Raw genomic sequence first — 25,830 nt, forward strand, 5'->3', positions numbered from 1 at the left:
CCCCAAAATGTGTCGGTGGTTGATGGCGGCGGGGAAACGCCCGGACACCATTCCGAACCCGGAAGCTAAGCCCGCCCGCGCTGATGGTACTGCATCCGGAAGGATGTGGGAGAGTAAGTTACCGCCGACCCAACAACTTCACAACACCCCAACCCCCCTTCACACCAAAAGGGGGGTTGAGGCATTTTAAGGCATGACTTTTTAGGCAACCGCAATGAGCAAAAACCAATCGTTTGCACAGAGCAGGAGGGACTTGCACAGTCCGTGTTTTCGGGTTGGCAGCAGCCCGCTTGGTTGACAGCGATCTCTCTTTGTTGTTTGCTTCTTGCTGCTGCTGAGACCTCAAGCATTTGTGATGATCCAAGGTTTATGCCGGAGTGTTTCTTGCGCCTTGGCTTGTAGTGCCCTCAGGAGCAGGTACAACCTCGTCGTTGTTGACTGAAAACCACAAAACGCCCGCAAAATGTCAGAGACACATTGCGGGCGTGTGGGCCTGTGTTGATTAGTAGGTGATAGAGGTGAAAGGTTCCTCACCCAGGCGCATCTCGCGGCCTTCGCGGCGGTCTTCTTCGATCTCGTTAGCGGCGCCGGCGCGGCGCGCGTTGTAGATCATCGAGCTGCCGACCAATGCGACAACCGTGAAGATCGTAAGAACAAGCAGTCCGACCCAGAAGGTGCCGTCGTATAGACCATCCGTTGCCCTCATGAAGATGTCGCGGGCGTAGCTCATGGGGTGAATGGCGTGGAAGAACTGTAGCGGGCCGGGGATGGTGGGCAGCGGCCACACACCACCGAAGACGAACAGCCCGAGGGCGAAGAAGCCGACGGAGAACAGCCCGCCGACAAGCCGGCCGAACATGACGCGGAAGAATTGGAACAATGCCGCGCCGTTGGCAGCAATGGACGCGACGACGACGGCCATGGCGAACCAGTTGTCGGGCCTCCAACCGGTGATCACCGAAATGGCGGTAAAGACGCCCATGATGCCAAGGTTGATCAGGAACATCAGACCGAAGGCGCGCAGAATCGGGCCCATCGGGGTGCGGCTGTCTGCGCGCCGACCCACAACGTGGGGCAGCAGTGCGGAAAGCACCGACATGATCAGGTAGCCAAAGATCAGCATGACGATGAGCGAGAAACCGCTTTCGATGGTCTTGACGGTGGGGTTGGAGGCATCAACAAGGCCCTGCGTTGGGTGCATGTTGGTTTCGTTGAAGATGATCGGCACAGCCATCTGGCGAGCGGAGTCGGATACCTTCGTCACCACCGGCGCGTTCTTCGCGCCTTCCTCCAACTTCTCGGTCAGCTCTCCGGAACCGTCTTTAAGCTTGCCGACGCCTTCCGCAAGCTGCCCGCCACCGCTGCGCAGCTGGGTAGTTCCGTCCTTCAAACGCACCGTGCCGTCTTTGAGCTGAACGGTGCCGTTGACAAGGCGGTCGGTGCCGCTGCGCAGCTCCGTGGAGCCGTTAGCGAGCTGCTGGGAGCCGTCGACAAGCCTGTTGACGCCGTTGAGATAAGGCGCATTCGGGTCGTTGAGGTTGTAGCTCATCTCTCGTGTACCGGCGCGCAGGCGGTTGAGTTGGGAAACCATGTTTTCTGGGTTGCCCGGATCCAACCTGGATATTGAAGCGTTAAGTCTGTCCGCCTCAGCGGTCATACCAATGGAGTGCAAAGTGTCTACAACCGGGCGGACCTGGCCCACCACGCCCTGGACCTGCTCCAGCAGCGGAATCAGGGTGCCGGTGAGTTGCTGCACGCCGCCGTCGATCTGTGCCGCGCCGTCACCAAGTTGGCGTGTGCCATCCTTCAAGGTGGACAGGCCGTTGCTCAGTTCGCGGGCGCCGCTTTCCAGGCGCTTCGCGCCGTCGTTGAGCTGGACTGCGCCCGATCCAAGTTCGGTCACGCCAGCGTCGAGGCGGGCGGCGCCGTCGTCGAGCTGGCCGATGCCGTTGACGGCACGGCCGGTGCCGTCTTGCAGTCGGAGGAGACCGTCGTCGATCTTCTTCGAGCCGTCCGCGGCTCTCCTGATGCCGTCGCCGAGCTGGTTCATGCCCGTCAGGGTTTCGGTGGCATAAGTTTCGGAGATGGTGTGAGAGATCTCCGCTTGCAGCTGCGGGATCAGGCCCGCGGTGAGCACTGCACCGTTGGTGCCTCCGTAGTCGTTGTAGTCAACCTGGATCTGAGATTGCTGCGGATTCTCCGAGATCAACGAGACGGTATCGGCTGAAAAGTCTTCCGGAATGGTGACCACAAACAGGTAGTCGCCGCGGGTCAAACCCAACCGCGCTTCTTCAGCGTTTGTCTCGTGAAAGTTCAGGTAATCGGTGTCAAGCAAACCCTTGACAATTTCATCGCCCACAACACGGAACTCGCCTTTGGATTCGGCGCCCTTGTCTTCGTTGACGATAGCTAGCGGAACATTGGGGAGGGATTTGCTCGGGTCCCACATTGCCCACATGTATGTGGCGGAAATGAGCAAGGGGACGACGAGGGTGAGGACGATGAGGGTTCGGGCTAGGCGACTGACCGGTCGCCAATCGAGGACCTTGGATAATCCAAAGCGCGTGGAGGCCATGTAGTTTCCTTTCGCTTTTTGCTTAGGAAACTAAAGTAATCTAATCCGTAGTGTTAGGAAAGCAATTCTCCAACAAAAATAAGAGTGTTTTTTGCGTCCCGTACATCTTTGAGTGCCTGAGCGGCCTTTTCCAGCACTTCCCACTGGTTGCGGGGGATGGATTTGCGGGCAGTGGAAACGACGGAATAGTCGGGGGTGCCCCAAGCAATCGGCATGGGGGTGATGGTTTGCCACTGGTCTTTGCTGTGCACGCTGCGTTGCCCGCCGATCGCGACAACAGGCACATGAGCACCCTCGTGGGCATCCTCTTGAGGAAGGAAGCGGATGTTGCGCGCTGTCACCGCCCACCTCGGAGGAAGCGCCGGATCGACGTTGGTGTTGACGAGGGCCAAAAGGACGTAGTCGGTGCCGTTGCGCTTGGCCACGACGGCGGGAGCGATCGGGTGGGTGTCGTAGAGTTTTTGTGCCGAGCCGACAGATTTCGGGATAAGAATGCCGACGATGAGCATGGTCACACCGAAAAGCACCAGACCAAGAGAGCCGAGTAAACGCCAAGGGGAGTCAGGTGCAACCTGCAACCAGATGATCACGCCTGCGATCAACGAAATGATAAACAGGCTGATCCCGGACAGCTTCAAACTTCGGGTATCGCGCAGCATTTCGTTGTGTTCCTTGGCGTATTGTTCATCAACCTCAAAGCGGAACACCTTCATATTGCTCATACGTACTAATCCTAGAGATCCTCGGCGTCGACGAGACGGTAGGCGTAGCCCTGCTCCGCGAGGAAACGCTGGCGGTGCATCGCATACTCCGCGTCGAGGGTGTCGCGGGTAACCACGGTGTAGAACACGGCCTCCGCCCCGTCGTTCTTGGGGCGCAACAGCCGCCCGAGGCGCTGCGCTTCCTCTTGCCGGGAACCGAAGGTCCCGGAGACTTGGATGCCCACCGCCGCTTCTGGCAGGTCGATGGAGAAGTTCGCCACCTTGGACACAACCAGGGTGGAGATTTTCCCGGCCCGGAAATCACCAAAAGCTTCCTCGCGTTTGCGGGTGCTTGTCTTTCCATCGATCAGCGCGGCGCCGGTTTTATGTGCAATTATTTCAAGCTGTTCAAGGTAAGCCCCAATGATGAGCACCTGCTGGCCTTCATACGCGCGCAAAAGCTTGTCGACGACCCCCAACTTCGCTTCCGAACACGCAGCGACCCTGTAGCGTTCGCGGGTTTGCGCGGTGGCGTAGACAAGCCGTTCCTCGCTTGACATGGTGGTGCGCACCTCCACACATTCGGCGGTGGCAATGTAGCCGGCCATCTCAAGTTCTTTCCACGGAGCGTCGTAGCGTTTCGGGCCGATGAGGGAAAAGACATCGTCTTCGCGGCCGTCTTCGCGCACGAGGGTGGCGGTCAGCCCCAGCCGCCGACGCGACTGCAGGTCCGCTGCCATGCGAAACACTGGGGCGGGCAAAAGATGAACCTCGTCGTAGATGATGAGACCCCAGTCGCGGGAATCGAAAAGCTCCAAGGCGCGGTACTCGCCTTTCGTTTTGCGGGTAACCACCTGGTAGGTGGCGATGGTGACTGGGCGAATTTCCTTTTTCTCCCCTGAGTACTCGCCGATTTCCGCCGGTGTCAAGGTGGTGCGACGCAGGAGCTCGTCGCGCCATTGCCGGCCGGCGACTGTGTTGGTCACCAGGATCAGCGTGGTGGTTTGGGCCTGCGCCATTGATGCCGCACCAACGATCGTCTTGCCGGCGCCGCAGGGCAGGACCACCACGCCCGAGCCGCCCGCCCAAAAAGCCTCGGTGGCGTATTGCTGGTAATCGCGCAGCCGCCAGTTAGTTGTGTCGAGGGAGATCGGGTGGGATTCGCCGTCGACATAGCCGGCGCGGTCATCGACTGGCCACCCAATTTTGGTCAGCTCCTGTTTGAGGCGGCCGCGCTCGGAGGGGTGGACGGTGGCGGTGGTGGCGTCGACAAGCGTGCCCACAAACGGGGCGATTTTGGCGTGGCGGGTGACCTCCGTCAGCAGCACAGCCTCGTCGGCCTCCAAAGTAAGGCCGTGGGCGGGGCTTTTAATCAAACGAATCCGGCCGTAGCGGGCCATGGTTTCGGCGACGTCGACAAGCACAGCCTGGGGGACAGGAAAGCGGGAGTAGCGCTCCAAAACATCCACCGCAGTTTCCGCGTCGAAGCCGGCGGCACGCGCATTCCACAGCGCCAGCGGGGTGATGCGGTACGTGTGGACGTGCTCCGGGGCGCGCTCAAGCTCGGCGAAAGGAGCAAGCGCCGCCCGGGCGAGCGTGGCCTGCGGGTGCGCGGTTTCCAAAAGAACCGTCTTATCCGACTGGACGATCAAAGGACCGTCGGGCAATAGCAATGCAGCCTCCAGTTTTCGAGCAAATCATCTAAGCGAGCACTGCCTTGGTAACGCGCGGCAATGCAATGCGCACTACCTTGCCAGAAGCCGCATCGACAAGATCTGCCTGGCCCGCGGTAACCGACAACGGAAGGGCGGTCAGGGTGCGGCCGCGGCCATTTTTGTCGACGTAGCCCAAAAGCACATGCCGGCGCGCCCGAACCGCGGCCTTCAGAGTAGTCACCGTGTCCGGGTTATCCGGGCTATCCGGGGAGTCCTCGGTGCTTTTCTCGCGCAACGCGGCGAGCACCCTGTCTACGTGGTGCTCATCTAAGTGGCGCTCCCGCGGCAAAGTCGAAGGCGTCGGACGCACCAGAACCGGCTCGGGAGCGACGTTGAGAGTGGCACCCGTGGAATCCTCCGCGCTAGGCTGCAGCCCCGCCTCCCGCAACTCGGCGAGCAGGCGGGGCAGCGGCTGGTGGCCCACCGCCACCGTCGGGGCGAGCACCCGCAGGGAGGCAACCTTCCTGGCCGCCTCGGCGATAAGGGCAGGGTCAGCGCAACGCACATAGCTCACCGCCTGGCCGACGCGCAGCGAGCCGTGGTGACGGGCGACGTCCGCGATGAGAAAAGTCAGCGCCTGCGGCACTTCGCCGGCGGCATGATCTTTCAGCCACTCGATGAGCTCTGCGGCGGTGCGCCCCGCGTTGAGCGCGGAGCGTATTGATTCCTCAGTGACGCGGTACACACTGGCCAACCCCGGCGACTCGAGAGTAGCGAAGGACTCCAACACCGTGGCCATCTCCGGGGGTAAAGGCCCAGGCGCGAGCACCGTCATATCGGCTTGGGCGATGACGTAGGTGGCTTCGGCAGGCACCAGATCTTTGGCGGCGGCAGCGACATCGGCGTGGGTGAGAAGGGCGCGGGCAGGCGAGGAGGCGCACGGCCCGACCAGGGCGCCGAGGTGCTGCGCTTCGGCGATGAGGGCGCCGATCAGCTTTGGCGACATCCCTGAAGCCACCACTGGGGAAGAAAACAGCAGGTTGTGGTGAATATCGCCGCCGGCGGAGCGCAACAGCGCAAGGCGCGCGGCGCGAATGGAGGGCACCCGCATTTCATCGGCGAACAGCCGCACTTCATCGGCGCGGTCGGCGCGCCACGGGGAGGCAACCCATCCGGCAAGGAGAACCGCCCACTGGTCCGACCGAGTTAATTCCATCCACTTCAGGCCGTCGCGGGTGGCAGCTAAAACGTCGGTGCCCTCGTCGTCGCCGCGCCCGATCAGCCCGGCCGCTTCAGCGGTGGTCAGCGCAACAGCGGGGGAAAAGCCCAGGGACTTCTCCAACGTGGCGCTGGCCCGCACGCCGAGGGAGCCGTCTTTGTTCAGCGCCACAGGAGATGACAGGAGATGCATGAGCACTTGGCGCACTTCGCGCACCGCTTGTAGCCCCGCGGCGGCGGCTTGTGCATCAGCTCCCGAACAATCTGCAGACGCGGCGGGCCTGAAGGGGAAAATGCGGGGGCTGAGCCCGCGCAGTGCCTCCCGCACGGGCCGCGGCAGGCGCACTGTGGAATCGTCCACGCGGACAAGAAGGCCTAAGTCGGTGAGTTCGGCGGCAGGCCCGGTGGGCGCGGTGCTTAACCCAACGCCTCCGGCGGCGGCGAGGGTTTCGATGACCTTGCGCTGCCTGTCCGAAAGTGCGGCGAGTTTTTCTTCGAGGTTGTCTGGGATGCGGTCGAGGATCCGCCACCCGGCAGGCAGGCTGCTAAGCGCGCCGGGCACGATGCGCAGCGCGTCGTTGGGCCCGTACATCAGGCCGCGCCTGCGCAGCTTGTCGACGCACCCTGCTACGTCGAGCCCATGACCGCCGAGCGAGTCCGCCGGGACTGGTTCGAGTTCGGCGCCCAGGTCACCGGCTGTTTCCAGTACAGCGAGATCGGCCGCGTTGAGATCCCGCAGCGCTCGCGCCAGTGAGGCTGGTAGCGCGAGACGGGTCGCCAGGGAACTTAAGGAGGGCGGGATTGGGAAGGTCGCGTCGGGGCGGGCGCGGACAAGCTCGCGGAGCTCGTCTTGCGTCATTTCCGCGAGTGCGGTGAGGAAATCAGACATACGGGGGTAAGTTTACGTGCGTTTTGGCCGCGCACATGAAAGAATGAGGGCATGGCTAAAGATGTTGAGAAGATTGGTCGCGCGAACCCAGCGTGGCCGGAGCACACCCCAGCGGACCTTCACCCCGTCACGGAGATCACTTCCACTCTTGCGGGTGCTAGTAGCCCGTTCGGAAACGACGTAGTGCTGCCCAGGCCTTATGAGGAAACTGGTTACGTTCACCCGACCACGCGCATCAACCGTTAGGGCGCAGTAGATTCTTTACCCTCACGCTTCGGCGCGAGGGTTCTTTTTATGCAGTTTGGTCCCCCTTGACTCAGGTTTTGGCACAAACAGCAGTAGCCGAACTCGACGACAGCGAAAAGCTCATTATCGAGTTCGATTGCGCTTAGGCCACCGCAGCAATCCTGCGGTGGGCGAGGCGACAGTGAACACGGCATCGACCGTTTCGGGCAAAACCGCAGCGCAGGCGGGAAAGTTACCGTGCTAAAAAGCCGCCGTCGGTTAGTGAAGCTGCGAAAGAGGGCATCTACCACGACAGCCGATTGTGAAGCGGAAAAACCCAGCTCAGCGCCACCTACGCGCCGTAAGGGCGCGGCCGCACTAACTGACTGGTTGCGCGTTTTGCAGAAAAACGCGTGGGCGTCGAAGTATCCCGATTGGCCTTTTGCGGCAGAGAGCGAAAAGCACTAGGTGAGTACACGGGGTTGATCCGGGTATGCAAGTGAGGTGTTGTGCAAAGCTTGAGACAACTCTGTATGCCTTGCGGCGCCGGTTTCCTCGTCGCATCCGCCCACGAGTGTTAAACAGTTGGCGGCAAGCTCGCGCGAATGCGGGAGAAAAAGCAACGTGGCAGAAAAGAGCAGCGCCACCAAAAAGGCCCGCAAGCTTCTGAGAGCCGCCACATACAGCTAACCCCCGAAGCGCCGGGAAGCTTAAAGGAGTGCAGCGCTGGGGGGGCGGGCTATGGGGGCTCTAGCGCAGCGCCGCGATAATTGCGTGGGCGTTTCCGGCTAAGGCGGCGTCAATGAGCGGCTTGTTGGCCAAGTAGAAGCCGTTGTAGCTGTGGCGGTTTGCGGCGTAGGAGGCCTTCACGTGCTCCGGCAGCGCAATGTTGTACCGCGCAAGGGTGGAGCTGAGCTGGTTGTAGATGGCGTCGACCTCGGGGGTGGCCTGCTCGATGGGTGCGGCAGCCTGCGTGTAGGCAGGCTGCTCCGGGGCCGGAGCGGGAGTGTGGGGCGGGGTGGCCGGCACGTCGCGCTGCGTCGGGGCGGATCTCAGGCCGAGGCGGGCGGAGCAAGACGGCCATGCGCCCCAGCCCTGACCGGCGAGGGTGCGCTCAGCGATGGCGATCTGCTGCTCGCGGGTCGCTTTGTCGGCGGTGGGGGCGTACTGGCCGCCACCGTAGGCCAGCCAGGTGCTGCGGCTGAACTGCAGGCCGCCGTAGTAGCCGTTGCCGGTGTTGATGGACCAGTTGCCGCCGGCCTCGCACTGTGCCAGGCGGTCCCAATCGGAATCCGGTGCGGCGGAGGCGCTCGGCGCGACAATGCCGGAGAGGGCAGCCGCTGCTGCGGTGCCCGCTAGCGCCTTGGAGGCGAAGGATGCGGTCTGCTTGCTGTGGCGTCCCATACTTTCTTGTGAAATCCTCTCTTGTTGTCCGCCTGCGGGGTTAGCTGTCGGGTTCTGGCTGGAGGTGCCAGGCCACGGTTGTGGCTTCACCCCAATGAAGTTTGGGTCCCCCGCTTCCGCCCTTTGTTTTTGAAGTGTTAGGTCGGGCGGAATTCGGCGTAGCCTTATTGGACTGGGCGCTACTCTATCGGTTTATAACGATTGAGTCACGTGGCGACTGGGCGGTTTGGAAATTGTTGCCTTGTCAGCCAATGTTCATGCAGGTCATGCTAACCTGCATGTAATTTGTGAACTATGTCACATGCTCGGTTTTCGGTCATTGGCGCGGGGTTGAGCCCCGGGTAGAATGGCGAACTTTAAGCGATATTTTTTAAAAGCAAGGGAGATCTCATGCCGATCGGTAAGGTCAAATGGTTCGACGCCGAGAAGGGCTTCGGCTTCGCCTCCAACCCGGGCGACGAGGACGTATTCATCAGCAAATCGGTCCTACCCGCAGGTGTCGAGGAACTCGTCGCAGGTCAAAGAATCGACTTCGATTTCGCCGCCGGCCGCCGCGGCCCGCAGGCGCTGCGCGTAGAAATCCTGGACACGCCGAAGCGGCGCCCGGTCCACCGCCGCAAACCGGAGGAACTAGGCAGCATGCTTGCCGACGTCATGACGCTGATCGAAACCCAAGTTCAACCCGCCCTGACCAGGGGCCGATACCCAGAGCGCAAGGAGGGCCGCCAGGTAGCGGAGATTCTGCGGGCAGTGGCAAAAGAGCTCGACGCCTAAACTCAGTCGAAAGACACAGACCAAGTAGCAACGACGGGGACTTCCTCCCCGTCGTTTTTCGTATCCACAGCAAGGAAGGACACCTCGGCCACCACAAGCCTTGCCCCGTTAACGCGCGCGTCGACAACCGCCTCCGAAGCCTCGCCGGACTGGAACAACTGCTCGCCGTTGGCCTCCGGGTCGTCGTAAATGCTCAGCAACTTCCAGCTAGAACTCGCAATTTCGCGCGGCACCGTGAACTTCACCACAGCCGACTCATCCAAAGTCATCGACGGGGGCTGCCCGCCAACACATTGCTCGTCCAGCTCACAGACGGTATAGGGGCCAATTAGCTGCGTCGCAGCACCATTTTCCACTGCTACACTCAGCTCCCGCACCGGCGTCAAGGGGCGGTTTTTCTGCCACTCCCAGAAGAAATACATGCTGGCGGCGAGAACCACCACCGCCACAATGAGTGTCGGAAGAAGTTTCCACACCGGAGTTTTCGCAGATGAAGCCATGGGCGAAAGTCTAACCCGCAGGCACCAAGCGCACCCTGTAAAGGTCGGGCCAGCGCTTTCCGCTCAAGTAGAACTCCTTGCTGCCAGGGATGTGCGCAATACCGTTAAGAACATTGTTCGGGTCAGCCACCGCGTTGTTTTCCAGCCCCGAAGCATCGATGACAGCAGTGACCTCCCCGGTCGCGGCGTCGATACGCACGATGTCAGTGGTTAAGAAAATATTGGCGTAGACATCGGAGCCTACGCACTCAAGCTCGTTGAGCCCCGCTACCGGGGAGCCCTCCAACGTGACCTCGAAACGCTCACGCTCCGCCAGAGAGTCCGGGTCCATGCGGCGCAGCTTGGAAGTGCCATCAGAGTAGATCACCTCATCGCCGCGCGAACAGATCCCCCAACCCTCCCCCTCAATATCGACGCGGTCTAGCTCCTCAAGGGTAGCGGCGTCACGCTTGAGAGCCACCCCGTCTTTCCACGTCAACTGCCACAGGTGATCGCCCACCCGCGTAATGCCCTCACCGAAAAACTCCGGGTCCAGATCAACAGACTGCAGCTCCTCGCCCTCAAGGTTAACGCGGTACAGGCGGGACTGGCCCACCTGGCCCGTGGCGACGTAGAGCGAGGAGTCGTCGGCAAGCTCAAGGCCCTGCGTGAAACTGCCCTCGTTGAAGTCGTAGCGCTGCTGAACCTCGGCCCTGAGCTGTTCCACATCGGCAACGGGTTGCCCGCTGCAGGCGCTTAGGAGAAGCAACACACAAGGAACACTTAGAAGGCGAACATTTAGACCCATGCAACCTATTGTGCACGTTCTGCCGCATAATGGGGGATGTGTCTAACTCGTCACGATCGCTACATACCAACCCGCTTCTCAGCGCGCGTGCCGTCGCTGTCGCACACGAAGCATTGTCAGAAATGGGGGAGATCGGCGAGCATATCGGCGTCGCCGGTGTGACCAAGAACGTGGCCACCCACCGTTTCGCCGCCGACGTGCCGGGCTACCCCGGGTGGGAATGGAACGCCGTGCTGGCATGCGCGACCGGGTCGAAATGGATCACAGTCAATGAGGTCGCCCTGGTGCCGTCGCCAAGCGGCGAAGCCCTCGAAGCCCCCGATTGGGTGCCGTACTCCGAGCGCGTCAGACCAGGCGATCTGGGGCCGGGCGATCTCATGGAGCCGCCAGCTGATGACTTTCGCCTGACCCCCGACTCCTTCGCCCGCAACGCCGTGACCTTCCCAGGGCGCGACACCAAGCACTACCTCACCACCGAAGGCCTGCAAGATGCGAAGAAACGCTGGCGCTCCGGCGACTACGGCCCCACGAGTGAATTTGCCGAAAAAGCCACGCTGTACTGCCGTTCCTGCGCCTTCTGGCTGCCTTTGTGTGAACCCGTCGGCGAAACATTCGGCGTATGCGTCAACGAGTTCTCCGCAGACGGCACTGTCGTCGCCGCCAGCTACGGCTGCGGCGCGCACTCCGACACGAAGCTGCCGGAAGAAGCCGAAACGGAGCAGGCTTACGACGATGAGCTGCCCCTGTATTAAAGTTTGGTGCGAATCGAACGCGCACAACTTTGCATAAGGGGACCCTGGTGGCGACAGCAACAGCGGTAGACAAGTTTTTTCATATTTCGGAGCGAGGCTCGACGGTCGGAACTGAAATCCGCGGCGGCATCGTCACCTTCTTCGCGATGGCCTACATCGTGCTTCTCAACCCCCTAATCATCGGCACAGGCGCCGACAGGGAAGGCACCGTCTTAGGCATCCCCCAGGTTGCTGCCGCTACCGCACTGGTCGCCGGAGTCATGAGCATCCTCTTCGGCGTGGTGGCCAAATACCCCTTCGGCATCGCCACAGGCTTAGGGCTCAATTCCCTAGTTGCGGTGACCTTGGTGGGCCAACAAGGCCTGACCTGGCCGGAAGCGATGGGTTTGGTGGTAATCGACGGCATTATCATCTGCATCCTGGCGGTCTCCGGCTTTCGCACCGCAGTATTCCGGGCGATTCCGGACTCCATGAAAGCCGCGATGTCAGTGGGCATCGGCATGTTTATCGCCATGATCGGGCTTGTCGACGCCGGCTTTGTCCGCCGCATCCCCGACGCCGCCCTAACCACCGTGCCCGTTCAACTGGGCATCGGCGGCTCAATCGCCTCCTGGCCGACCTTCGTATTCATCATCGGCCTCATCATCTGCGGCTACATGGTCACCCGCAACGTCCCCGGTGGGCTTTTCCTCGGCATCGTGATCACCACCATCATCTCCCTGGTCGTGGAATCCTTCGTGGGTGCCGGGTCCTCCGCCGAACGCCCGACGGGATGGTCGCTTGCCGTGCCGCGCCTGCCGGACTCTTTCGGCGGCGCACCTGATTTGTCCATTGTGGGAAAGATCGACCCGGTCGGAGCCTTCATCCACGGCGGAGTCATTGCCACCTCTTTGCTGGTTTTCACCCTGGTGTTGGCCAACTTCTTCGACGCCATGGGCACGATGACGGCGCTAGGAAACCAAGCTGGCCTCAACGATGAGTCCGGCTCCCTGCCCGGCATGAAGCGCGCCCTCATCGTCGAAGGATTCGGCGCCGTCGTCGGCGGCGGCGCCTCGGTATCCTCGAACACGGTCTACGTCGATTCCTCCGCCGGCATCGCTGACGGTGCCCGCACCGGCCTGGCCAACGTAGTCACCGGCATCTTGTTTCTCCTCGCGATGTTTTTCACACCCCTCTACGAGATCGTTCCCATTGAGGCAGCCGCCCCGGTCCTGGTCGTCGTGGGAGCGCTGATGATGATGCAAGTAACCAAAATTGACTGGTCGCAGTTCTATATTGCGCTGCCAGCCTTCCTCACGATCGTGACCATGCCGTTTACCTACTCAATCGCCCACGGCATCGGCGTCGGCTTCATCACCTTCACCCTCATGGCAGCTTTTGCTGGCAAGGCCAAGCAGATCCACGGGTTAATGTGGGCTATCTCCATTTTGTTTGTCATCTTCTTCGCGCATGGCCCGATCATGGAGGCCCTAGCCTAAATGCAGCGCACCGTCATCACGGACCCACAAGACGCGCGCCTTGATGATATCCGCAACCTGAAGCACTCCGACGCCCGCAAAGACTTGGTCTACGGGGAAGGCCCGCTGGTGTGTGCACGGCTTGTCGAGTCGCGCTTCAAGGTGCGCAGCATTATCGGCTTCGGTGGGCGCCTGGACACCTTCCTCGCCGACTACGGAAAGCATGTGACCTGCCCAGTCTACGAAGTCACCCGTGAGATCCTGGGTGAAGTAGCAGGCTACGACATGCACCGAGGCCTTTTGGCCGTAGGGGAGCGCGCCGAACCTCTGTCCGTCGAACAAGTCATGGACGGGGCGCGCACCCTCGTGGTGCTTGAGGGCGTCGGTGACCACGAAAACATCGGCTCGCTGTTTCGCAACGCCGCAGGCATGGGTGTCGACGGGCTGCTTTTCGGGGCGTCTACCGCAGACCCGCTGTACCGCCGCAGCATCCGCGTGTCCATGGGGCATGCCCTCCGCACCCCGTTCGCGCACCTCGAAGGAACGAACACCACATGGCAGCGTTCCCTGGACAAACTCCGCAACGCCGGCTGGTGGCTTGTCGCTTTGACCCCCTCCGACGATGCTCTCCACCTCAAGGAGGCCATCGCCGGCAAAGAGAAGGTCGCATTCCTCGTCGGTGGTGAAGGGCCAGGGCTGACCGAGCACGCAATGCGCGCAACAGATGTCCGCGCAAAAATCCCGATGTCGCCCGGCACAGACTCGCTGAACGTGGCAACATCCGCCGCCATCGCGTTCTACGAACGGATGCGTTAGCGATCCGAGTGCCGGATCCGCTCTACGACACTGTCGCGCATGCTGCCAGCTTTGCGTTTGAGTGACTTAGCCCAGCGTTTCACCACAGCCACCGAGGCATCGGCGAACTGGGCGAACTCACCTCCGTCCGGTTCTTCCGCGGCGACCTCATAGTCGTCGTAACCCTTATCTTTCTCCGCGAACTTCGCGGCGACTTCCGCCACAGACTTCGTCGGGCGTTTGCTCGGCTCAATTTTCGGTTCCGCGCGTCCATCCACGGCGTAGCCAACAACGTGAATATCGGGTCCATCCGGGGAGATCTCCGTGCCCAGCCAGGATTCCTGAGCGGCGTGGGCGAGATCCTTCGGCACGAAAGGCAACGCAATACCGCCGACTTGCTTCGCCTTCTCACCGGACCAGAAAGGCAGTTCAAAAGACTCCGGCAGCCCCATGTCCTCAATGACAGTTTCCCGAGTCGCCGCGAAGGCGCGCAACGTTTCAGTGCCGCAGAAGTGTGCAAACGCCGCGAAGTCACTGTTGGTGCCAACCGCAGTGACGTAAACATGCTTCGCAGGCAGGCACTGGCGCAGCTGAAGCAAGGCGTTGGAAAGCGCACCGACTTTTTCAACATAGGTTTGCACAACCGCGATTCCCGGGAAGCCAGCAATGTAGAACTCCGAGGGTCCCGGGTGGGAGGAACGGTTGAGGGGAAACTCCCCGATCGGGGTGATCGGCCACGCCGGATTCAGTTGGGCAAGCAACTTACGTCCGAAGCCGCGGTTAGGTTTCGGCTCATTCGTAATAACCTCAGAAGGGGAGGCGGTGTCGACGAACCAGAACGTGACTACGGAAGGAAAATCCATCGGGTTTGTCCACCTCACGTGTTTCTAGCGGCGCGGGCGTTTCGTGTTGGTACGCACGCCCAGCAGCACATCCTCCCAATGCGGAGTAACCGCGCGGCGGCCTCGCTTCTGCGGTTGGGTCTCCGGACTCGGGTGGAGCAAAAGATCACCCTCGATGATCTCATCTGATTCTTCTGCCTGCTCAGCAGCCTGCGGCTGAGACTGTGCTTCCTCCCCGGTAACGCCGATCGCAGTGAGGGAGCGAACCGGCTGAACGAAGTCAGGGTCGGTGAGATCGGCGGCAATGGCGTTGCGGGCCTCAGTAATAGGAGGTGAACTCATGGAGCGCGTGAAAGTCCAGGTGGCATCGTTGTCCGACAGGCCTGCCTGCCAGCGCACGTGCACCACCCAAGAATCTCCCGGTTCGCGGGTCGCGTCCCAGGAGGCTTCTGAAATTGAGTGACCGCGAGCCGCGAAGGCGGTGGCAAGAATCTCAAAGAGGTTAAGCTTCGCTGGTCCGTCCGCGCGCACGGGGTGCGATTGCTTGGCGGCTTCAGCGATCTGGCTGCGCTCAAGCAGCACCGGGTGAGCGTAGGCCTCGATGCGGGCAGGGGAAACTCCCATTTCCTCGGCCAGTTCCTCAACCGTGGCGCCAGCGCGGATCCGGGCCTGAATCTCATTGGGACGCATTGTCAAAACGGTCGCAACCGTCGGCTCTGGCTCGGGTTCCGGCTCAGTTTCGGTTTCGGCTGCGACTTCGAGCTCAGCGCGTGCAAGCTGGTAGCGGACATCATCTTTGTCCCGCAGGACAAAGAACGTCTCAGTCGATTCCTCCTCTATGAGGTACAGCTCGCGCATCGAAACTCCTTCTGGACAGCTCAGGGTCAATGGCCTTTACCTTAACGGACGCCCACACCATGTTCGAGGAGGTAATCAATCGCACCTGTCAGTGTTTCAACATCGTCCGGGTCAATCGACGGGAACATGCCGATGCGAAGCTGGTTGCGGCCCAACTTGCGGTAAGGCTCGGTATCTACAATGCCGTTGTCGCGCAGCGCGGCGGCGATCGCTGCGGCATCGACCTGCTCGTCGAAGTCGATGGTGCCCACCACCAAGGAACGCGCGGCGGTGTCGCTGACAAAAGGGGTGGCCAGCTCGTGGTTTTCCGCCCAGTTGTAGAGGATGTTGGAGGACATAGTAGTTTTCGCGACCATCGATTTCAGGCCCCCGTTGTTGTTCATCCAATTCACCTGTTCAACGAGCATGAGCAGCGTCGCCACAGCCGGAGTGTTGTACGTCTGGTTTTTGCGGGAGTTCGACACGGCATTCTGCAGGTCGAGAAACGCCGGAACGAAACGATCCGAACTTGAGATTTTGCTGATGCGCTCGATTGCCGCCGGGCTCATCGCCGCCAGCCACAGTCCGCCGTCGGAACCAAAGCACTTCTGCGGCGAGAAGTAATAGATATCGGTTTGAGAGATATCAACGGGAAGTCCGCCGGCGCCAGAGGTGGCGTCGATAAGCACGAGCGAGGAATCGTTCGGGCGGGTGATCTCAGTCATCACGCCTGTCGACGTCTCGTTGTGCGCCCAGGCGACAACATCCGCATCAGTGTCAGCCAGAGCCGACGCTAAAGGGGCAGTGCCCGCCTCGGACTCAACAACATGCGGGTCCTGCAGCCACGGCGCTTTGGCGACAGCCGTGGCGAACTTAGCGGAGAACTCACCGAAAGACAGGTGCGCCGACTTGTTTTCGATCACTCCGAAGGTGGCGGCATCCCAAAAAGCCGTCGCCCCGCCAAGGGAAAGGACGATCTCGTAGCCATCAGGAAGGGCGAAGAACTCGCTCAGGCCCTCACGGATGGCACCGACGATGTCTTTCACTGCCTTCTGGCGGTGTGACGTGCCCATGACGTTTTCGGATTTGATCAAATCAATCTGGGCGGGGCGAACCTTGGAGGGGCCGCAGCCGAAGCGGCCGTCGCTGGGGATGAATTTGGAAGGCAGAGTTATGGTCATGCAGCCAATAGTAACTGTGGCAGGGTTTTGCTCGTGCCTTGGCGGTCATCCGTGACGCAAGTTTTGATACGATTGGGTGTCGTATTTAATGCTTCGTCGAAAGGCACAAAGTGGCATCTGAAAATAATGAGAAAGCCGTACTTCACTACCCCGGCGGCGAGTATGAGATGGATATCATGCCCGCCACCGAAGGTGACAGCGGCATCGTACTGGGCAACTTCCTCGGAGAAACGGGCCTAGTTACCTTCGATCCCGGCTACGTCTCCACCGGCTCGACCGAGTCGAAAATCACCTACATTGACGGCGCCGAGGGCATCTTGCGCTACCGCGGCTATGACATCGCGGATCTGGCAAACAATGCCACCTTCAACGAGGTGTCATACCTGTTGATCAACGGTGAGCTGCCCACTGAGGACGAGCTCGAGGCGTTCAACAAAGAGATTCGCCATCACACCCTCCTTGACGAGGACTTTAAGGCCGCCTTCAACGTCTTCCCGCGCAACGCGCACCCGATGGCAGTCCTTGCGTCCTCTGTAAACATCCTGTCCGCCTACTACCAGGACCAGCTCAACCCCCTCGACGAGGCGCAGTTGGACAAAGCAACCGTCCGCCTAATGGCGAAGGTTCCGATGCTGGCGGCCTACGCCTACCGTGCATCCCTGGGCAAGCCGTACATGTACCCGGACAATTCGCTCAACGCGCGCGAGAACTTCCTGCGGATGATGTTCGGCTACCCAACCGAGCCCTACGAAGTCGATCCGATCCTGGTGAAGGCCTTGGATAAGCTGCTCATCTTGCACGCGGACCATGAGCAGAATTGCTCCACCTCCACCGTCCGGATGATCGGTTCTGCGCAGGCGAACATGTTCGTCTCCATCGCTGGTGGAATTAACGCCTTGGCTGGACCGCTGCATGGTGGTGCAAACCAGGCTGTCCTGGAAATGCTTGAGGACATCAAGAACAACCACGACGGCGACGCAACCGACTTCATGAACCGCGTGAAGAATAAGGAAAAGGGTGTGCGCTTGATGGGCTTTGGCCACCGGGTGTACAAGAACTACGACCCGCGCGCCGCCATCGTGAAAGAGACTGCGCACGAGGTTCTTGAGCACCTGGGCGGCGATGAGCTGCTGGACCTCGCGATGAAGCTGGAGGATATTGCGCTGAAGGACGACTACTTCGTCTCCCGCAAGCTCTACCCGAACGTGGACTTCTACACTGGCCTGATCTACCGCGCCATGGGCTTCCCGACGGACTTCTTCACTGTCCTTTTCGCCATCGGCCGTTTGCCGGGCTGGATCGCCCACTACCGGGAGCAACTGCAGTTCAACACGAAGATCAACCGCCCGCGTCAGGTCTACACCGGCCAAGCGCAGCGCGAGTTTGTGCCCCGCGACCAGCGCTAATTCTGCGGATCAACCGCCGAGACTATAATTGGGAAACCAATCTCGGCGGTTTTTCAATTCCCAAGGAGTAAGTTTTATGGATAAGCCCACTTTTGAGGTCTCGCAGGAACCCGCACCGGTGGACTTGGTTATTGAAGACATCCACGTCGGCGACGGCGCTGAGGCTGTTCCCGGTGGGTACCTCAAAGTGCATTACCTCGGTGTCGACTACGAAACCGGCGAGGAATTCGACTCGTCGTGGGACCGCGGCGAGGCCGCGGAGTTTCCCTTGGCGGGCCTTATCGAGGGCTGGCAGGAGGGCATCCCAGGCATGAAGGTTGGTGGCCGGCGTGAGCTGACCATTCCCCCCGAAAAAGCCTATGGTCCGGCTGGTGGCGGCCACCCGCTGTCCGGCCGCACCCTCGTGTTCGTGATCGACTTGCTCGACGCGAAGTAGTGGCACAATAGGTGGTATGCGTATCCCAGTTACCACCCTCAACGACGGCTACGACCTGCCGCTTCTCGGCCTTGGCACCTACAAGCTGACTGGCCCAGACGCGCAGCGGGTCGTGCGTGCCGCGATTGAGCTCGGCTACCGCCACATCGACACTGCTTCCCTCTACGGAAACGAGGTTGAAGTGGGCAAGGCGATCAACGATGCGATTGCGGCGGGGGATGTGACGCGCGAGGAGCTGTTTGTCACCACGAAGTTGTGGAATGACGACCAGCATCGCGCCTCCGAGGCTTACCAGGAATCGCTCAAGCGCCTCAACCTTGATTTCATCGATCTTTACCTTGTGCACTGGCCGTGGCCGCAGCGCGGCCTCTATGTCCGGGCTTTCGAGGAGATTACCCAACTTCAGGGGATGGGGCAGTTGCAGTCGGTTGGTGTGGCGAACTTCTATGAGTCCATCCTGGACGAGGTGATCAGCAAAACGGGAGTGATTCCCGCCCTTAACCAGGTTGAATTGCACGCGGGGTTCACCCAGCCTGAGCTGCGCTCTTACCATCGCGAGAAGAATATCCTTACCGAAGCGTGGATGCCTTTGGCGCGCGGCCAGAACTTCGAATCTTCTGAGATCGCGGGTGTGGCGGAGAAACACGGTGCGACGCCGGCTCAGGTTGTTCTCGCGTACTTGATGGAAATGGGCTGCTCTGTTATTCCGAAGACGGCCAGCTTTGAGAGGTTGAAGGAGAATCTTGGCGCGGTCGAGCTTTCGCTTGACGACGAAGACGTGCGCACCCTTGACTCCCTTGGCGGTGGGCGTTTGTCGGGTGACCCGCTCGAATTTCCGGGGGTAGTTGGGCAGGGCGAAACTTCCAGTTAAAGGGCGCGGCGGGGGTGAGTGTCCGGAAAACTTAAGAAGTGCTGGAGATTCTTTCCTGGGTTTCTGTGTGTGATCTGTTACACTTTGTGGGTCTAGTTGTGACCAACCCAGAAAGGATGAGGGCGTGTCCCAAGGATCGACCACAGTCCCAAGCCGCCGGGAACCAACCCCGGACGACTTTGTGGCTATGCAGGCCAGCCCCGAGTTCCAGGAGCTGCGCAAAGCCTACCGAGGCTTCACTTTTCCCGTTTCCATTCTCTTTTTCGTCTGGTACGTCTTTTACGTGCTCGTCGCCACCTTCTTCGCTGACACCATGGCGAAGCCCTTCCTTGGGCTCAACGTCGGTATCTGGATGGGCCTTCTCCAGTTCGTGACCACCTTCGTGATCACCTGGGTGTACGTGAAGTACGCAAATAAAAACATCGAACCCCGAGCGGCTCATATCCGCGAAGTGATGGAGGGATAGTCCGATGAATGTTTCCTACCTCGCACAGGAAGCCCAGCCGCAGGGCGTGGGCAACCCGATTCTCAACATCGCGATCTTCGTGGTGTTCATCGTGGTCACGCTCTACATCGTGACCCGCGCCGGCAAAACCACCAGTGAATCCGCTGACTTCTACACCGGCGGCGCGTCCTTCTCCGGCACCCAGAACGGCCTGGCCATTGCCGGTGACTACCTTTCTGCGGCATCCTTCCTCGGCATCGTCGGCTCCATCGCGTTGACGGGCTACGACGGGTTTTTGTACTCGATCGGGTTTTTCGTCGCGTGGCTTGTCGCACTTCTTCTGGTGGCGGAACCGCTGCGCAACGTGGGCCGCTTCACCATGGCGGATGTGTTGTCGTTCCGCTTGCGGCAAAAGCCGGTCCGTGTCGCGGCCGCCTTCGGCACTCTGTTTGTTTCGCTGTTTTACCTCATCGCCCAAATGGCCGGTGCTGGTTCGCTGGTGTCGGTACTGCTGAACCTGCACACCTTTAGCGCGCAGGCGCTGTGCGTGACCGTAGTTGGCATCGTGATGATCGCCTACGTTTTGATTGGCGGTATGAAGGGCACCACCTACGTGCAGATGATCAAGGCTGTTTTGCTTATCGGCGGTGTCGTCATTATGAGCGTGCTCGTGTTCGTCGCCGTCAAGGGCGGCTTCAACACCTTGTTTACTGACGCGGTGAACATGCACGGCGCTTCCGAATACATCAAGAAGCAAGGCTACGAAGCTTCCGACATTATGGCCCCAGGTTTGAAGTATGGCAAGAGCCTGACCACACAAATTGACTTCATTTCGCTTGGTCTGGCCTTGGTTCTCGGTACGGCTGGCCTGCCGCACGTTTTGATGCGCTTCTACACGGTCCCCACCGCCAAGGAAGCACGTAAATCTGTGACCTGGGCAATCGTCCTTATTGGATCGTTCTACCTGCTCACCTTGGTCCTCGGCTATGGTGCTGCCGCCCTGGTTGGCCCGGACCGCATCCTTGCCGCACCGGGTGGTGCAAATGCTGCGGCCCCGTTGCTTGCCTTCGAACTTGGCGGCTCCATTTTCATGGCCTTGATCTCCGCAGTCGCCTTCGCCACGGTTCTTGCAGTGGTCGCTGGTCTGGCGATTACCGCATCTGCCTCCATCGCACACGACATTTACAACGCTGTGCTTCGAGACGGTCAAGCTACCGAGGCTGAGCAGGTGCGTGTCTCCCGCATCACGGTAGTTGTCATTGGTGTTATCGCTATCGTGCTGGGCATCTTGGCGATGAAGCAGAACGTGGCGTTTCTTGTCTCGCTGGCCTTTGCTATCGCGGCCTCCGCGAACCTGCCGACGATCCTTTACTCCCTGTACTGGAAGCGCTTCAACACCGCGGGTGCTGTTGCCTCCATGTACACGGGTTTGATCGCGGCGCTGCTTTTGATCTTCTTGTCGCCAGCAGTCTCCGGTTCTCCTTCGTCGATGTTCCCGAACGCGGATTGGGCGATCTTCCCGCTATCTAGCCCGGGCATCGTCTCCATCCCGTTGGCGTTTATCGCCGGCGCGATTGGCAGCTTTATCGGCAAACCCGACAACTTGGACAAGCTGCAAGCAGAAATGGAAGTCCGCTCCCTGACCGGGGTGGGTGTGGAAGCCCCCGTGGACCATTAGTCCAGCGGAAGGAAAAGGCGAGACCTTCGGGTCTCGCCTTTGTGCTATCTCAGGAGTTTATCCCAGGGGATGGCGGAGGAAAGCTCGCTGGATAGCTGCGGTGCAAGTGCCGTGGGGCTCCACTGGCCCCAATCCGGGGAGTAGACGTCGTTGACGTCGCATTGGACACCGTCGATGGTGGTGAAGCGGCGCGCTACTTGGTGAATGTTGGCGCGCGGATGGATGCGCCCGCCGGAACCCCAGTCGTGCATCCAGAAGAACGTGCCGATGCCGTCATCGCTGCACCACTGGATGACGTTGTAATTGCCGTAGACCCCGGTGCGGTAACCAGCGGCACTCAACGCGAGGCTAAAGGCGTGCAAATAGGGCCGGATTTGGTTCTCGTACTGAGCGCGGGTGGGGTTGTCGTCGATGGCGATATAAATGGGGCGCCCGGTTGGGCCGCCTGCAGCCCTGTGCAGGGCGATGGCCTGGGGTGCGTGTATCGCCGCTGCACCAGCACCGCCGAGCCAGTCGGCGGTGTCTGCTTTTCCGTACTGGTAGACGGAAGCGGTGGAGATACCGTGCGCCTGGAAGTCTCGGGTTTCTGCGATTTGGAGGGGCTTGCCGCGCATCCACGAGGCACGTGGCCGTGAGACGTAGCGGACGGCGCCGAGGTGGCCTGCGTTTTTGATGGAGGCTGCCGACGGCACCCCCGCAGAGTAGTCGAGGACTGTGCCGAGAACTCTGTTCTGTGCTGCGGCGCGCGGGGCAAATGCCGCGGCCGCTGCGGCAGCCGTGGCGGATTTGAGGAACAAGCGACGGTTCAGCATTAAAAAACTCCTAAATCACTTAGAGCACATACGCAACAACAGTGTAGTCCTGTAACCATAGTTCAAGCTGTAGCGCTCCACAGTGTCGCAACAGCCCAGGCAGGGGAGCACAAAATGTAATCCATCTCACGAAACTCGCTTCCAACCACTCGCGCAATCCCCGCATAAAGACATATCATTCAGCGAAAACCTGCCGCAAAACCAGGGCCAACCACGACAAGAACAACGACACACAATCCCCCTCCCAACAAAAGGGACACCAGAACCTCCCTAGAGCGATTCTTCTCAACCACAGCCAAGCAATACACGTGGATGTACCATGCGCCCATGAGACCAAGCAGCCCCGACACCTCCCACGCACGCGCGGAATCCAGCAGCGACGACGAAGCGCACCACAGTTTGCCAGCCGACGCCGAAACAGCAGCAGCACCGCAACGCCCCCGCTTCGACCGAGGACCCCGCCCACTACTGCGCGGCATCCTCCACGAAAGATCAGTCTGGGCCTTTATCGGTTCAAGCATCCCACTCGTCGTCGTGACTGCACGCATACACGCAACGGGCGTAGTCACCTGGATGACAACTCTCTACGCCTTGTGCCTCATCGGGTCAATGAGCGTCTCGGCGCTGTACCACCTAGGGGCCTGGCGCACTGAGTCCGCAGTGCTGAAGTGGCGCCGCGCCGACCACGCCATGATCGCCGTGTTCATCGCCGGAACCTACGGGCCCGTGGCAGTCGTGGCGCTACAGCCGGATCGCGCAATACTCTTGCTCAGTCTGTGCTGGACAGGCGCCTTGCTCGCTGTGCTCCTCAACCTATGTTGGGTCAACCACCCCAGATGGATGGGCGTTTCCGTGTACCTGATACTCGGGTGGTTAGTCATTTGGGAAGTGCCCAGTCTGTGGACCGGCCTCGGCCCCGCAGTGACCCTCCTGCTAGGCGCAGGCGGTCTGGTCTACACCTTCGGAGCGCTGGTCTACGCCTTGAAGTGGCCCAACCCGTCGCTACGCTTCTTCGGCTTCCATGAGGTATTCCACGCTACGACGATCGTCGCCGCAGCATTACACCACATAGCTATCTGGATGAGCGTGGCACTTTAGAAAAGCCAGCGACACTCCCAAAAGCACCGGTTTGTCCACCATGTCGCGACTGATGACATACGCGCCCCAGAGAGGAATCGAACCTCCGACACCGGCTTTAGGAGAGCCGTGCTCTATCCACTGAGCTACTGGGGCAGTAAAGATTAGGGTACCGCACGCTTAAAAGTGCCTTTGCATGAGTTCGCGGTACTTCGCTGCGACCTCTTTGGCACCGGGGTTCGTGGCGTGCGTGCCGTCGGAAAAGCGCACGGTGGGTACGATGCGATTGCCGTCGTTGACGGAGGCTACCCAGTCCGAGTGCTCCTTGTTTGCGGGGTCGTCGACATCAATGACGTCGTAGACAACGTTGGTGCGCTTCAACCCGGCAAGCAGGCTGCGACAAAAGGGGCACCAACTGGTGGCGAATACAGTGACGGCAGCGGACACCTCAGATCCTTTCGAAGCGTTGAAACTTGTAACGCAGCCCACTGGCCGAGGTTTCCCAGGCGCCGTCGCTGACGAGGGTGAAAGAGTCGTCGATGTGGGGGGCGTAGACGGGGCTGGGGAGGTCGTAGGTGGCGTCGATAAGCGTGCGTTCGATGATGTCGACGCCGTCGAGCGTGGCCTCGAAAAGCTCCGCGCCGCCGATGATCCAAGCGTCCGTTTGCAAGTCGGGCAGGTCCTTCGACACGTAGGCGCCCGCGGACCACTCGCCGGGCTGGCGGGAGGAGATCACGTGGTTTGTGCGCCCAGGCAACGGCTTTGCTGGCAGTGACTCCCACGTTTTGCGGCCCATGATGATTGGTTGGCCCATCGTCACGCGCTGAAAGTGCTTGAGATCCTCGGGAAGATGCCACGGCATGCCCTCGCCGGTGCCGATGACCTCGTTGAGAGATTGGGCCCAAATCGCGCCGATCATACAGAAACCTGCGCCTTAATTGTCGGGTGGGGGTTGTAGCCCTCCACCGAAATGTCGTCGAAGTCGTAGTCGAAAATCGACGCCGCCTTGTTCAACTTCAATTGGGGGTAGGGCCGCGCCGTGCGCGAAAGCTGTTCTTCTACCTGGGCGATGTGATCGTTGTAAATGTGGCAGTCGCCGCCCGTCCACACCAACTCCCCGACCTCCAAACCCGCTTGCTGGGCAAACATGTGGGCCAACAGGGCGTAAGAGGCGATGTTGAAGGGCACACCCAGAAACATGTCGGCGGAGCGCTGGTAGACCTGCAACGAAAGCTTTCCTTCGGCGACATAAAGCTGGAAAAGCAGGTGGCAGGGCATCAACGCCATCTGGTCTAGCTCAGAGACGTTCCAGGCGGAAACCAAGTTGCGGCGCGAATCCGGGTTCGCCACCAATGTGTCTACAGCCTCCTGGATCTGGTCGACGTGGCGGCCGTCCGGGGTTGGCCATGAGCGCCACTGCACTCCGTAAACCGGGCCTAACTCTCCGTTTTCATCAGCCCACTCGTTCCAGATACGCACGTCGTTTTCCTGTAGCCAGGCAACATTCGAGGAACCTTTGAGAAACCACAAAAGCTCACCGACGACACCCTTGAAATACACCTTCTTGGTGGTCAGCAAGGGAAAGGACTCAGATAGGTCGTAGCGCAGTTGGCGGCCGAACACACTTCGGGTGCCGGTGCCGGTGCGGTCGCCTTTGGAGGTTCCGTTCTCGTAAACGTCGCGAAGCAGATCTTCATAGGGGGTGGCCACAAACATGCCACCGATTCTACCCCTCGTAATTGCCATGCTGCGCATGGTACTTCGCGCACACCTCCAAAATGGAGTCCGCCAGCTCAGGACGGCAGATAACCAGGTCAGGGATGTAGGTGTCCTCGTTGTTATAGCGCAGCGGCGAGCCATCCAAACGCGAGCAATGCAGACCGGCCGCCAGCGACACACCCACCGGGGCTGCCTGGTCCCACTCATATTGGCCGCCAGCGTGAACGTAGGCATCGTAATCACCCAGCAACACGTGCATGGCCTTCGCGCCCGCCGAACCAACGCCGACCGCCTCAAACCCGAGATGAGCCGCCACCTGCCTCGCCACCGCAGGTGGGCGGTTGCGCGACAGGGCCACCTTGCGCGCGTATGGGCCTGTGACGTGGCGAACGTCAGAAGACTTAAACACGACACCCAGATCCGGCAAGCCAACGGCGGCATGGGTGGGCACCCCATTTTCCACCAAGGCGACGTGCACCGCCCAATCCTGGCGGCCGGTGGCGAACTCCTTTGTGCCATCGAGGGGATCGACGATCCAGACGCGGTCTTTGCCAAGGCGCTCCCGGCTGTCGGCAGCCTCCTCAGAAAGAACACCGTCGTCAGGTCGGTGCTGGGCAAGCACGCGCGCAATCCAGTTTTGGGCGAGGTCGTCGCCCGCCTCACCCAGTTCGCGTCCCCGTAGAAGGCCGACGCCACGGATCCCTTTGAGAATCTCGCCCGTGCCCTGGGCAATCAGGTTAGTCAGGCGGGAGTCTGAATAGGTAGCGGTCATACAAAGAACCCTACCGTAGAGT

General features: G+C 60.5%; 26 protein-coding genes, 1 tRNA gene, 1 rRNA gene and 1 riboswitch. Of the genes, 12 read left to right on the forward strand and 16 right to left on the reverse strand.

The genetic code is table 11. The annotated features are described in order from the left end of the window. Nucleotides 1-11: 11 nt before the first annotated feature. Nucleotides 12-130: ribosomal RNA gene (gene rrf, locus VLL26_RS00815) — 5S ribosomal RNA — on the forward strand. A gap of 372 nt (nt 131-502) precedes the next feature. Here the strand turns inward: rrf and VLL26_RS00820 are convergent. Genes VLL26_RS00820 through VLL26_RS00835 form a run of 4 tightly spaced genes read right to left on the reverse strand, consistent with a single transcriptional unit; the run spans nt 503 to nt 7,038 of the window. Continuing rightward, a complete protein-coding gene (locus tag VLL26_RS00820; protein WP_342319255.1) occupies nt 503-2,575 on the reverse strand; it encodes a YhgE/Pip domain-containing protein in 2,073 nt (690 codons plus the stop codon). Nucleotides 2,576-2,628: 53 nt separating this feature from the next. Further along, on the reverse strand, nt 2,629-3,297 hold the full coding sequence (locus VLL26_RS00825; RefSeq protein ID WP_342319256.1) for a DUF3239 domain-containing protein: 669 nt from the start codon (nt 3,295-3,297) through the stop codon (nt 2,629-2,631). A gap of 11 nt (nt 3,298-3,308) precedes the next feature. After that, nucleotides 3,309-4,949, reverse strand: a complete 1,641-nt coding sequence (locus VLL26_RS00830) for a DNA repair helicase XPB (RefSeq protein ID WP_342319257.1) — start codon at nt 4,947-4,949, stop codon at nt 3,309-3,311. Nucleotides 4,950-4,977: 28 nt separating this feature from the next. Beyond that, a complete protein-coding gene (locus VLL26_RS00835) occupies nt 4,978-7,038 on the reverse strand; it encodes a helicase-associated domain-containing protein (protein ID WP_342319258.1) in 2,061 nt (686 codons plus the stop codon). A gap of 51 nt (nt 7,039-7,089) precedes the next feature. Between VLL26_RS00835 and VLL26_RS00840 the strand changes: the two genes are divergently transcribed. After that, on the forward strand, nt 7,090-7,284 hold the full coding sequence (locus tag VLL26_RS00840; protein WP_342319259.1) for a hypothetical protein: 195 nt from the start codon (nt 7,090-7,092) through the stop codon (nt 7,282-7,284). A gap of 729 nt (nt 7,285-8,013) precedes the next feature. Here VLL26_RS00840 and VLL26_RS00845 read toward each other — a convergent pair. Continuing rightward, nucleotides 8,014-8,667, reverse strand: a complete 654-nt coding sequence (locus VLL26_RS00845; RefSeq protein ID WP_342319260.1) for a resuscitation-promoting factor Rpf1 domain-containing protein — start codon at nt 8,665-8,667, stop codon at nt 8,014-8,016. Between the two features lie 13 nt (nt 8,668-8,680). Further along, nucleotides 8,681-8,836, reverse strand: a riboswitch (cyclic di-AMP (ydaO/yuaA leader). 221 nt (nt 8,837-9,057) lie between these two features. Between VLL26_RS00845 and VLL26_RS00850 the strand changes: the two genes are divergently transcribed. After that, a complete protein-coding gene (locus VLL26_RS00850) occupies nt 9,058-9,441 on the forward strand; it encodes a cold-shock protein (protein ID WP_342319261.1) in 384 nt (127 codons plus the stop codon). Nucleotides 9,442-9,443: 2 nt separating this feature from the next. Here the strand turns inward: VLL26_RS00850 and VLL26_RS00855 are convergent, their stop codons facing one another. Beyond that, nucleotides 9,444-9,941 carry a DUF2771 family protein gene (locus VLL26_RS00855; RefSeq protein WP_342319262.1) on the reverse strand — a complete coding sequence of 166 codons (498 nt, stop codon included), beginning with the start codon at nt 9,939-9,941 and terminating at the stop codon, nt 9,444-9,446. 10 nt (nt 9,942-9,951) lie between these two features. Further along, on the reverse strand, nt 9,952-10,728 hold the full coding sequence (locus VLL26_RS00860; protein WP_342319263.1) for a glutaminyl-peptide cyclotransferase: 777 nt from the start codon (nt 10,726-10,728) through the stop codon (nt 9,952-9,954). A 29-nt stretch (nt 10,729-10,757) separates the two neighbouring features. Between VLL26_RS00860 and VLL26_RS00865 the strand changes: the two genes are divergently transcribed. From VLL26_RS00865 to VLL26_RS00875, 3 genes are read left to right on the forward strand one after another with little or no spacing between them, the layout of a single operon-like run. After that, entirely contained in the window at nt 10,758-11,480 is a 723-nt protein-coding gene (locus VLL26_RS00865; RefSeq protein ID WP_342319264.1) for a DUF3027 domain-containing protein, read from the forward strand. A gap of 47 nt (nt 11,481-11,527) precedes the next feature. Further along, nucleotides 11,528-12,958: an NCS2 family permease gene (locus VLL26_RS00870; RefSeq protein ID WP_425292275.1), complete on the forward strand. Its 1,431-nt coding sequence runs from the start codon at nt 11,528-11,530 to the stop codon at nt 12,956-12,958. Continuing rightward, nucleotides 12,959-13,753, forward strand: coding sequence for a TrmH family RNA methyltransferase (locus VLL26_RS00875; RefSeq protein WP_342319265.1), 795 nt, complete (start codon nt 12,959-12,961; stop codon nt 13,751-13,753). Here the strand turns inward: VLL26_RS00875 and VLL26_RS00880 are convergent. From VLL26_RS00880 to serC, 3 genes are read right to left on the reverse strand one after another with little or no spacing between them, the layout of a single operon-like run. Beyond that, nucleotides 13,750-14,595, reverse strand: coding sequence for a DUF6928 family protein (locus VLL26_RS00880; protein ID WP_342319266.1), 846 nt, complete (start codon nt 14,593-14,595; stop codon nt 13,750-13,752). The genes VLL26_RS00875 and VLL26_RS00880 overlap by 4 nt on opposite strands. 24 nt (nt 14,596-14,619) lie before the next feature. Continuing rightward, nucleotides 14,620-15,432 carry a septation protein SepH gene (sepH, locus tag VLL26_RS00885; RefSeq protein ID WP_342319267.1) on the reverse strand — a complete coding sequence of 271 codons (813 nt, stop codon included), beginning with the start codon at nt 15,430-15,432 and terminating at the stop codon, nt 14,620-14,622. A 41-nt stretch (nt 15,433-15,473) separates the two neighbouring features. Beyond that, nucleotides 15,474-16,592: a phosphoserine transaminase gene (gene serC, locus VLL26_RS00890; protein ID WP_342319268.1), complete on the reverse strand. Its 1,119-nt coding sequence runs from the start codon at nt 16,590-16,592 to the stop codon at nt 15,474-15,476. Between the two features lie 110 nt (nt 16,593-16,702). Here serC and VLL26_RS00895 point away from each other — a divergent pair, with 110 nt between their 5' ends. From VLL26_RS00895 to VLL26_RS00915, 5 genes are all read left to right on the forward strand, one after another. Next, entirely contained in the window at nt 16,703-17,998 is a 1,296-nt protein-coding gene (locus VLL26_RS00895; protein WP_342319269.1) for a citrate synthase, read from the forward strand. A gap of 76 nt (nt 17,999-18,074) precedes the next feature. After that, nucleotides 18,075-18,434, forward strand: coding sequence for an FKBP-type peptidyl-prolyl cis-trans isomerase (locus VLL26_RS00900; RefSeq protein ID WP_342319270.1), 360 nt, complete (start codon nt 18,075-18,077; stop codon nt 18,432-18,434). A 16-nt stretch (nt 18,435-18,450) separates the two neighbouring features. Then, complete coding sequence (locus tag VLL26_RS00905; RefSeq protein WP_342319271.1) at nt 18,451-19,305, forward strand: aldo/keto reductase; 855 nt, start codon at nt 18,451-18,453, stop codon at nt 19,303-19,305. Nucleotides 19,306-19,492: 187 nt separating this feature from the next. Continuing rightward, nucleotides 19,493-19,771: a DUF485 domain-containing protein gene (locus VLL26_RS00910; protein ID WP_342320115.1), complete on the forward strand. Its 279-nt coding sequence runs from the start codon at nt 19,493-19,495 to the stop codon at nt 19,769-19,771. A 4-nt stretch (nt 19,772-19,775) separates the two neighbouring features. Beyond that, nucleotides 19,776-21,428, forward strand: coding sequence for a solute symporter family protein (locus VLL26_RS00915; protein WP_342319272.1), 1,653 nt, complete (start codon nt 19,776-19,778; stop codon nt 21,426-21,428). 44 nt (nt 21,429-21,472) lie between these two features. On the opposite strand, the gene VLL26_RS00920 is transcribed toward VLL26_RS00915, so the two are convergent. Continuing rightward, nucleotides 21,473-22,240 carry a DUF1906 domain-containing protein gene (locus VLL26_RS00920; protein ID WP_342319273.1) on the reverse strand — a complete coding sequence of 256 codons (768 nt, stop codon included), beginning with the start codon at nt 22,238-22,240 and terminating at the stop codon, nt 21,473-21,475. A gap of 327 nt (nt 22,241-22,567) precedes the next feature. Here VLL26_RS00920 and trhA point away from each other — a divergent pair, with 327 nt between their 5' ends. Next, nucleotides 22,568-23,338 (forward strand): PAQR family membrane homeostasis protein TrhA, encoded by a 771-nt coding sequence (gene trhA / locus VLL26_RS00925; protein WP_342319274.1) that lies wholly within the window; start codon nt 22,568-22,570, stop codon nt 23,336-23,338. A gap of 62 nt (nt 23,339-23,400) precedes the next feature. Here trhA and VLL26_RS00930 read toward each other — a convergent pair. From VLL26_RS00930 to VLL26_RS00950, 5 genes are all read right to left on the reverse strand, one after another. Further along, a tRNA-Arg gene (locus VLL26_RS00930) sits at nt 23,401-23,473 on the reverse strand. Nucleotides 23,474-23,497: 24 nt separating this feature from the next. Further along, a complete protein-coding gene (locus tag VLL26_RS00935) occupies nt 23,498-23,764 on the reverse strand; it encodes a mycoredoxin (protein WP_342319275.1) in 267 nt (88 codons plus the stop codon). 1 nt (nt 23,765) lies between these two features. After that, entirely contained in the window at nt 23,766-24,236 is a 471-nt protein-coding gene (locus tag VLL26_RS00940) for a dihydrofolate reductase (RefSeq protein ID WP_342319276.1), read from the reverse strand. Then, on the reverse strand, nt 24,233-25,033 hold the full coding sequence (locus tag VLL26_RS00945; protein ID WP_342319277.1) for a thymidylate synthase: 801 nt from the start codon (nt 25,031-25,033) through the stop codon (nt 24,233-24,235). The genes VLL26_RS00940 and VLL26_RS00945 overlap by 4 nt, the downstream gene beginning before the upstream one ends. A 10-nt stretch (nt 25,034-25,043) precedes the next feature. Next, entirely contained in the window at nt 25,044-25,808 is a 765-nt protein-coding gene (locus tag VLL26_RS00950; protein WP_342319278.1) for a 3'(2'),5'-bisphosphate nucleotidase CysQ, read from the reverse strand. Nucleotides 25,809-25,830 lie beyond the last annotated feature (22 nt).

Origin of the sequence: Corynebacterium sp. BD556, assembly GCF_038452275.1 — a bacterium.
In the GTDB taxonomy this organism is placed as follows: domain Bacteria; phylum Actinomycetota; class Actinomycetes; order Mycobacteriales; family Mycobacteriaceae; genus Corynebacterium; species Corynebacterium mayonis.

Bases quoted from the DNA above. Each gene is read 5' to 3' on its own strand.
- VLL26_RS00820 (WP_342319255.1), bottom strand. From the start codon at position 2,575: ATGGCCTCCACGCGCTTTGGATTATCCAAGGTCCTCGATTGGCGACCG.
- VLL26_RS00825 (WP_342319256.1), bottom strand. From the start codon at position 3,297: ATGAGCAATATGAAGGTGTTCCGCTTTGAGGTTGATGAACAATACGCC.
- VLL26_RS00835 (WP_342319258.1), bottom strand. From the start codon at position 7,038: ATGTCTGATTTCCTCACCGCACTCGCGGAAATGACGCAAGACGAGCTC.
- VLL26_RS00840 (WP_342319259.1), top strand. From the start codon at position 7,090: ATGGCTAAAGATGTTGAGAAGATTGGTCGCGCGAACCCAGCGTGGCCG.
- VLL26_RS00845 (WP_342319260.1), bottom strand. From the start codon at position 8,667: ATGGGACGCCACAGCAAGCAGACCGCATCCTTCGCCTCCAAGGCGCTA.
- VLL26_RS00850 (WP_342319261.1), top strand. From the start codon at position 9,058: ATGCCGATCGGTAAGGTCAAATGGTTCGACGCCGAGAAGGGCTTCGGC.
- VLL26_RS00855 (WP_342319262.1), bottom strand. From the start codon at position 9,941: ATGGCTTCATCTGCGAAAACTCCGGTGTGGAAACTTCTTCCGACACTC.
- VLL26_RS00860 (WP_342319263.1), bottom strand. From the start codon at position 10,728: ATGGGTCTAAATGTTCGCCTTCTAAGTGTTCCTTGTGTGTTGCTTCTC.
- VLL26_RS00865 (WP_342319264.1), top strand. From the start codon at position 10,758: ATGGGGGATGTGTCTAACTCGTCACGATCGCTACATACCAACCCGCTT.
- VLL26_RS00875 (WP_342319265.1), top strand. From the start codon at position 12,959: ATGCAGCGCACCGTCATCACGGACCCACAAGACGCGCGCCTTGATGAT.
- VLL26_RS00880 (WP_342319266.1), bottom strand. From the start codon at position 14,595: ATGGATTTTCCTTCCGTAGTCACGTTCTGGTTCGTCGACACCGCCTCC.
- sepH (WP_342319267.1), bottom strand. From the start codon at position 15,432: ATGCGCGAGCTGTACCTCATAGAGGAGGAATCGACTGAGACGTTCTTT.
- serC (WP_342319268.1), bottom strand. From the start codon at position 16,592: ATGACCATAACTCTGCCTTCCAAATTCATCCCCAGCGACGGCCGCTTC.
- VLL26_RS00900 (WP_342319270.1), top strand. From the start codon at position 18,075: ATGGATAAGCCCACTTTTGAGGTCTCGCAGGAACCCGCACCGGTGGAC.
- VLL26_RS00905 (WP_342319271.1), top strand. From the start codon at position 18,451: ATGCGTATCCCAGTTACCACCCTCAACGACGGCTACGACCTGCCGCTT.
- VLL26_RS00910 (WP_342320115.1), top strand. From the start codon at position 19,493: ATGCAGGCCAGCCCCGAGTTCCAGGAGCTGCGCAAAGCCTACCGAGGC.
- VLL26_RS00915 (WP_342319272.1), top strand. From the start codon at position 19,776: ATGAATGTTTCCTACCTCGCACAGGAAGCCCAGCCGCAGGGCGTGGGC.
- VLL26_RS00920 (WP_342319273.1), bottom strand. From the start codon at position 22,240: ATGCTGAACCGTCGCTTGTTCCTCAAATCCGCCACGGCTGCCGCAGCG.
- trhA (WP_342319274.1), top strand. From the start codon at position 22,568: ATGAGACCAAGCAGCCCCGACACCTCCCACGCACGCGCGGAATCCAGC.
- VLL26_RS00940 (WP_342319276.1), bottom strand. From the start codon at position 24,236: ATGATCGGCGCGATTTGGGCCCAATCTCTCAACGAGGTCATCGGCACC.
- VLL26_RS00945 (WP_342319277.1), bottom strand. From the start codon at position 25,033: ATGTTTGTGGCCACCCCCTATGAAGATCTGCTTCGCGACGTTTACGAG.
- VLL26_RS00950 (WP_342319278.1), bottom strand. From the start codon at position 25,808: ATGACCGCTACCTATTCAGACTCCCGCCTGACTAACCTGATTGCCCAG.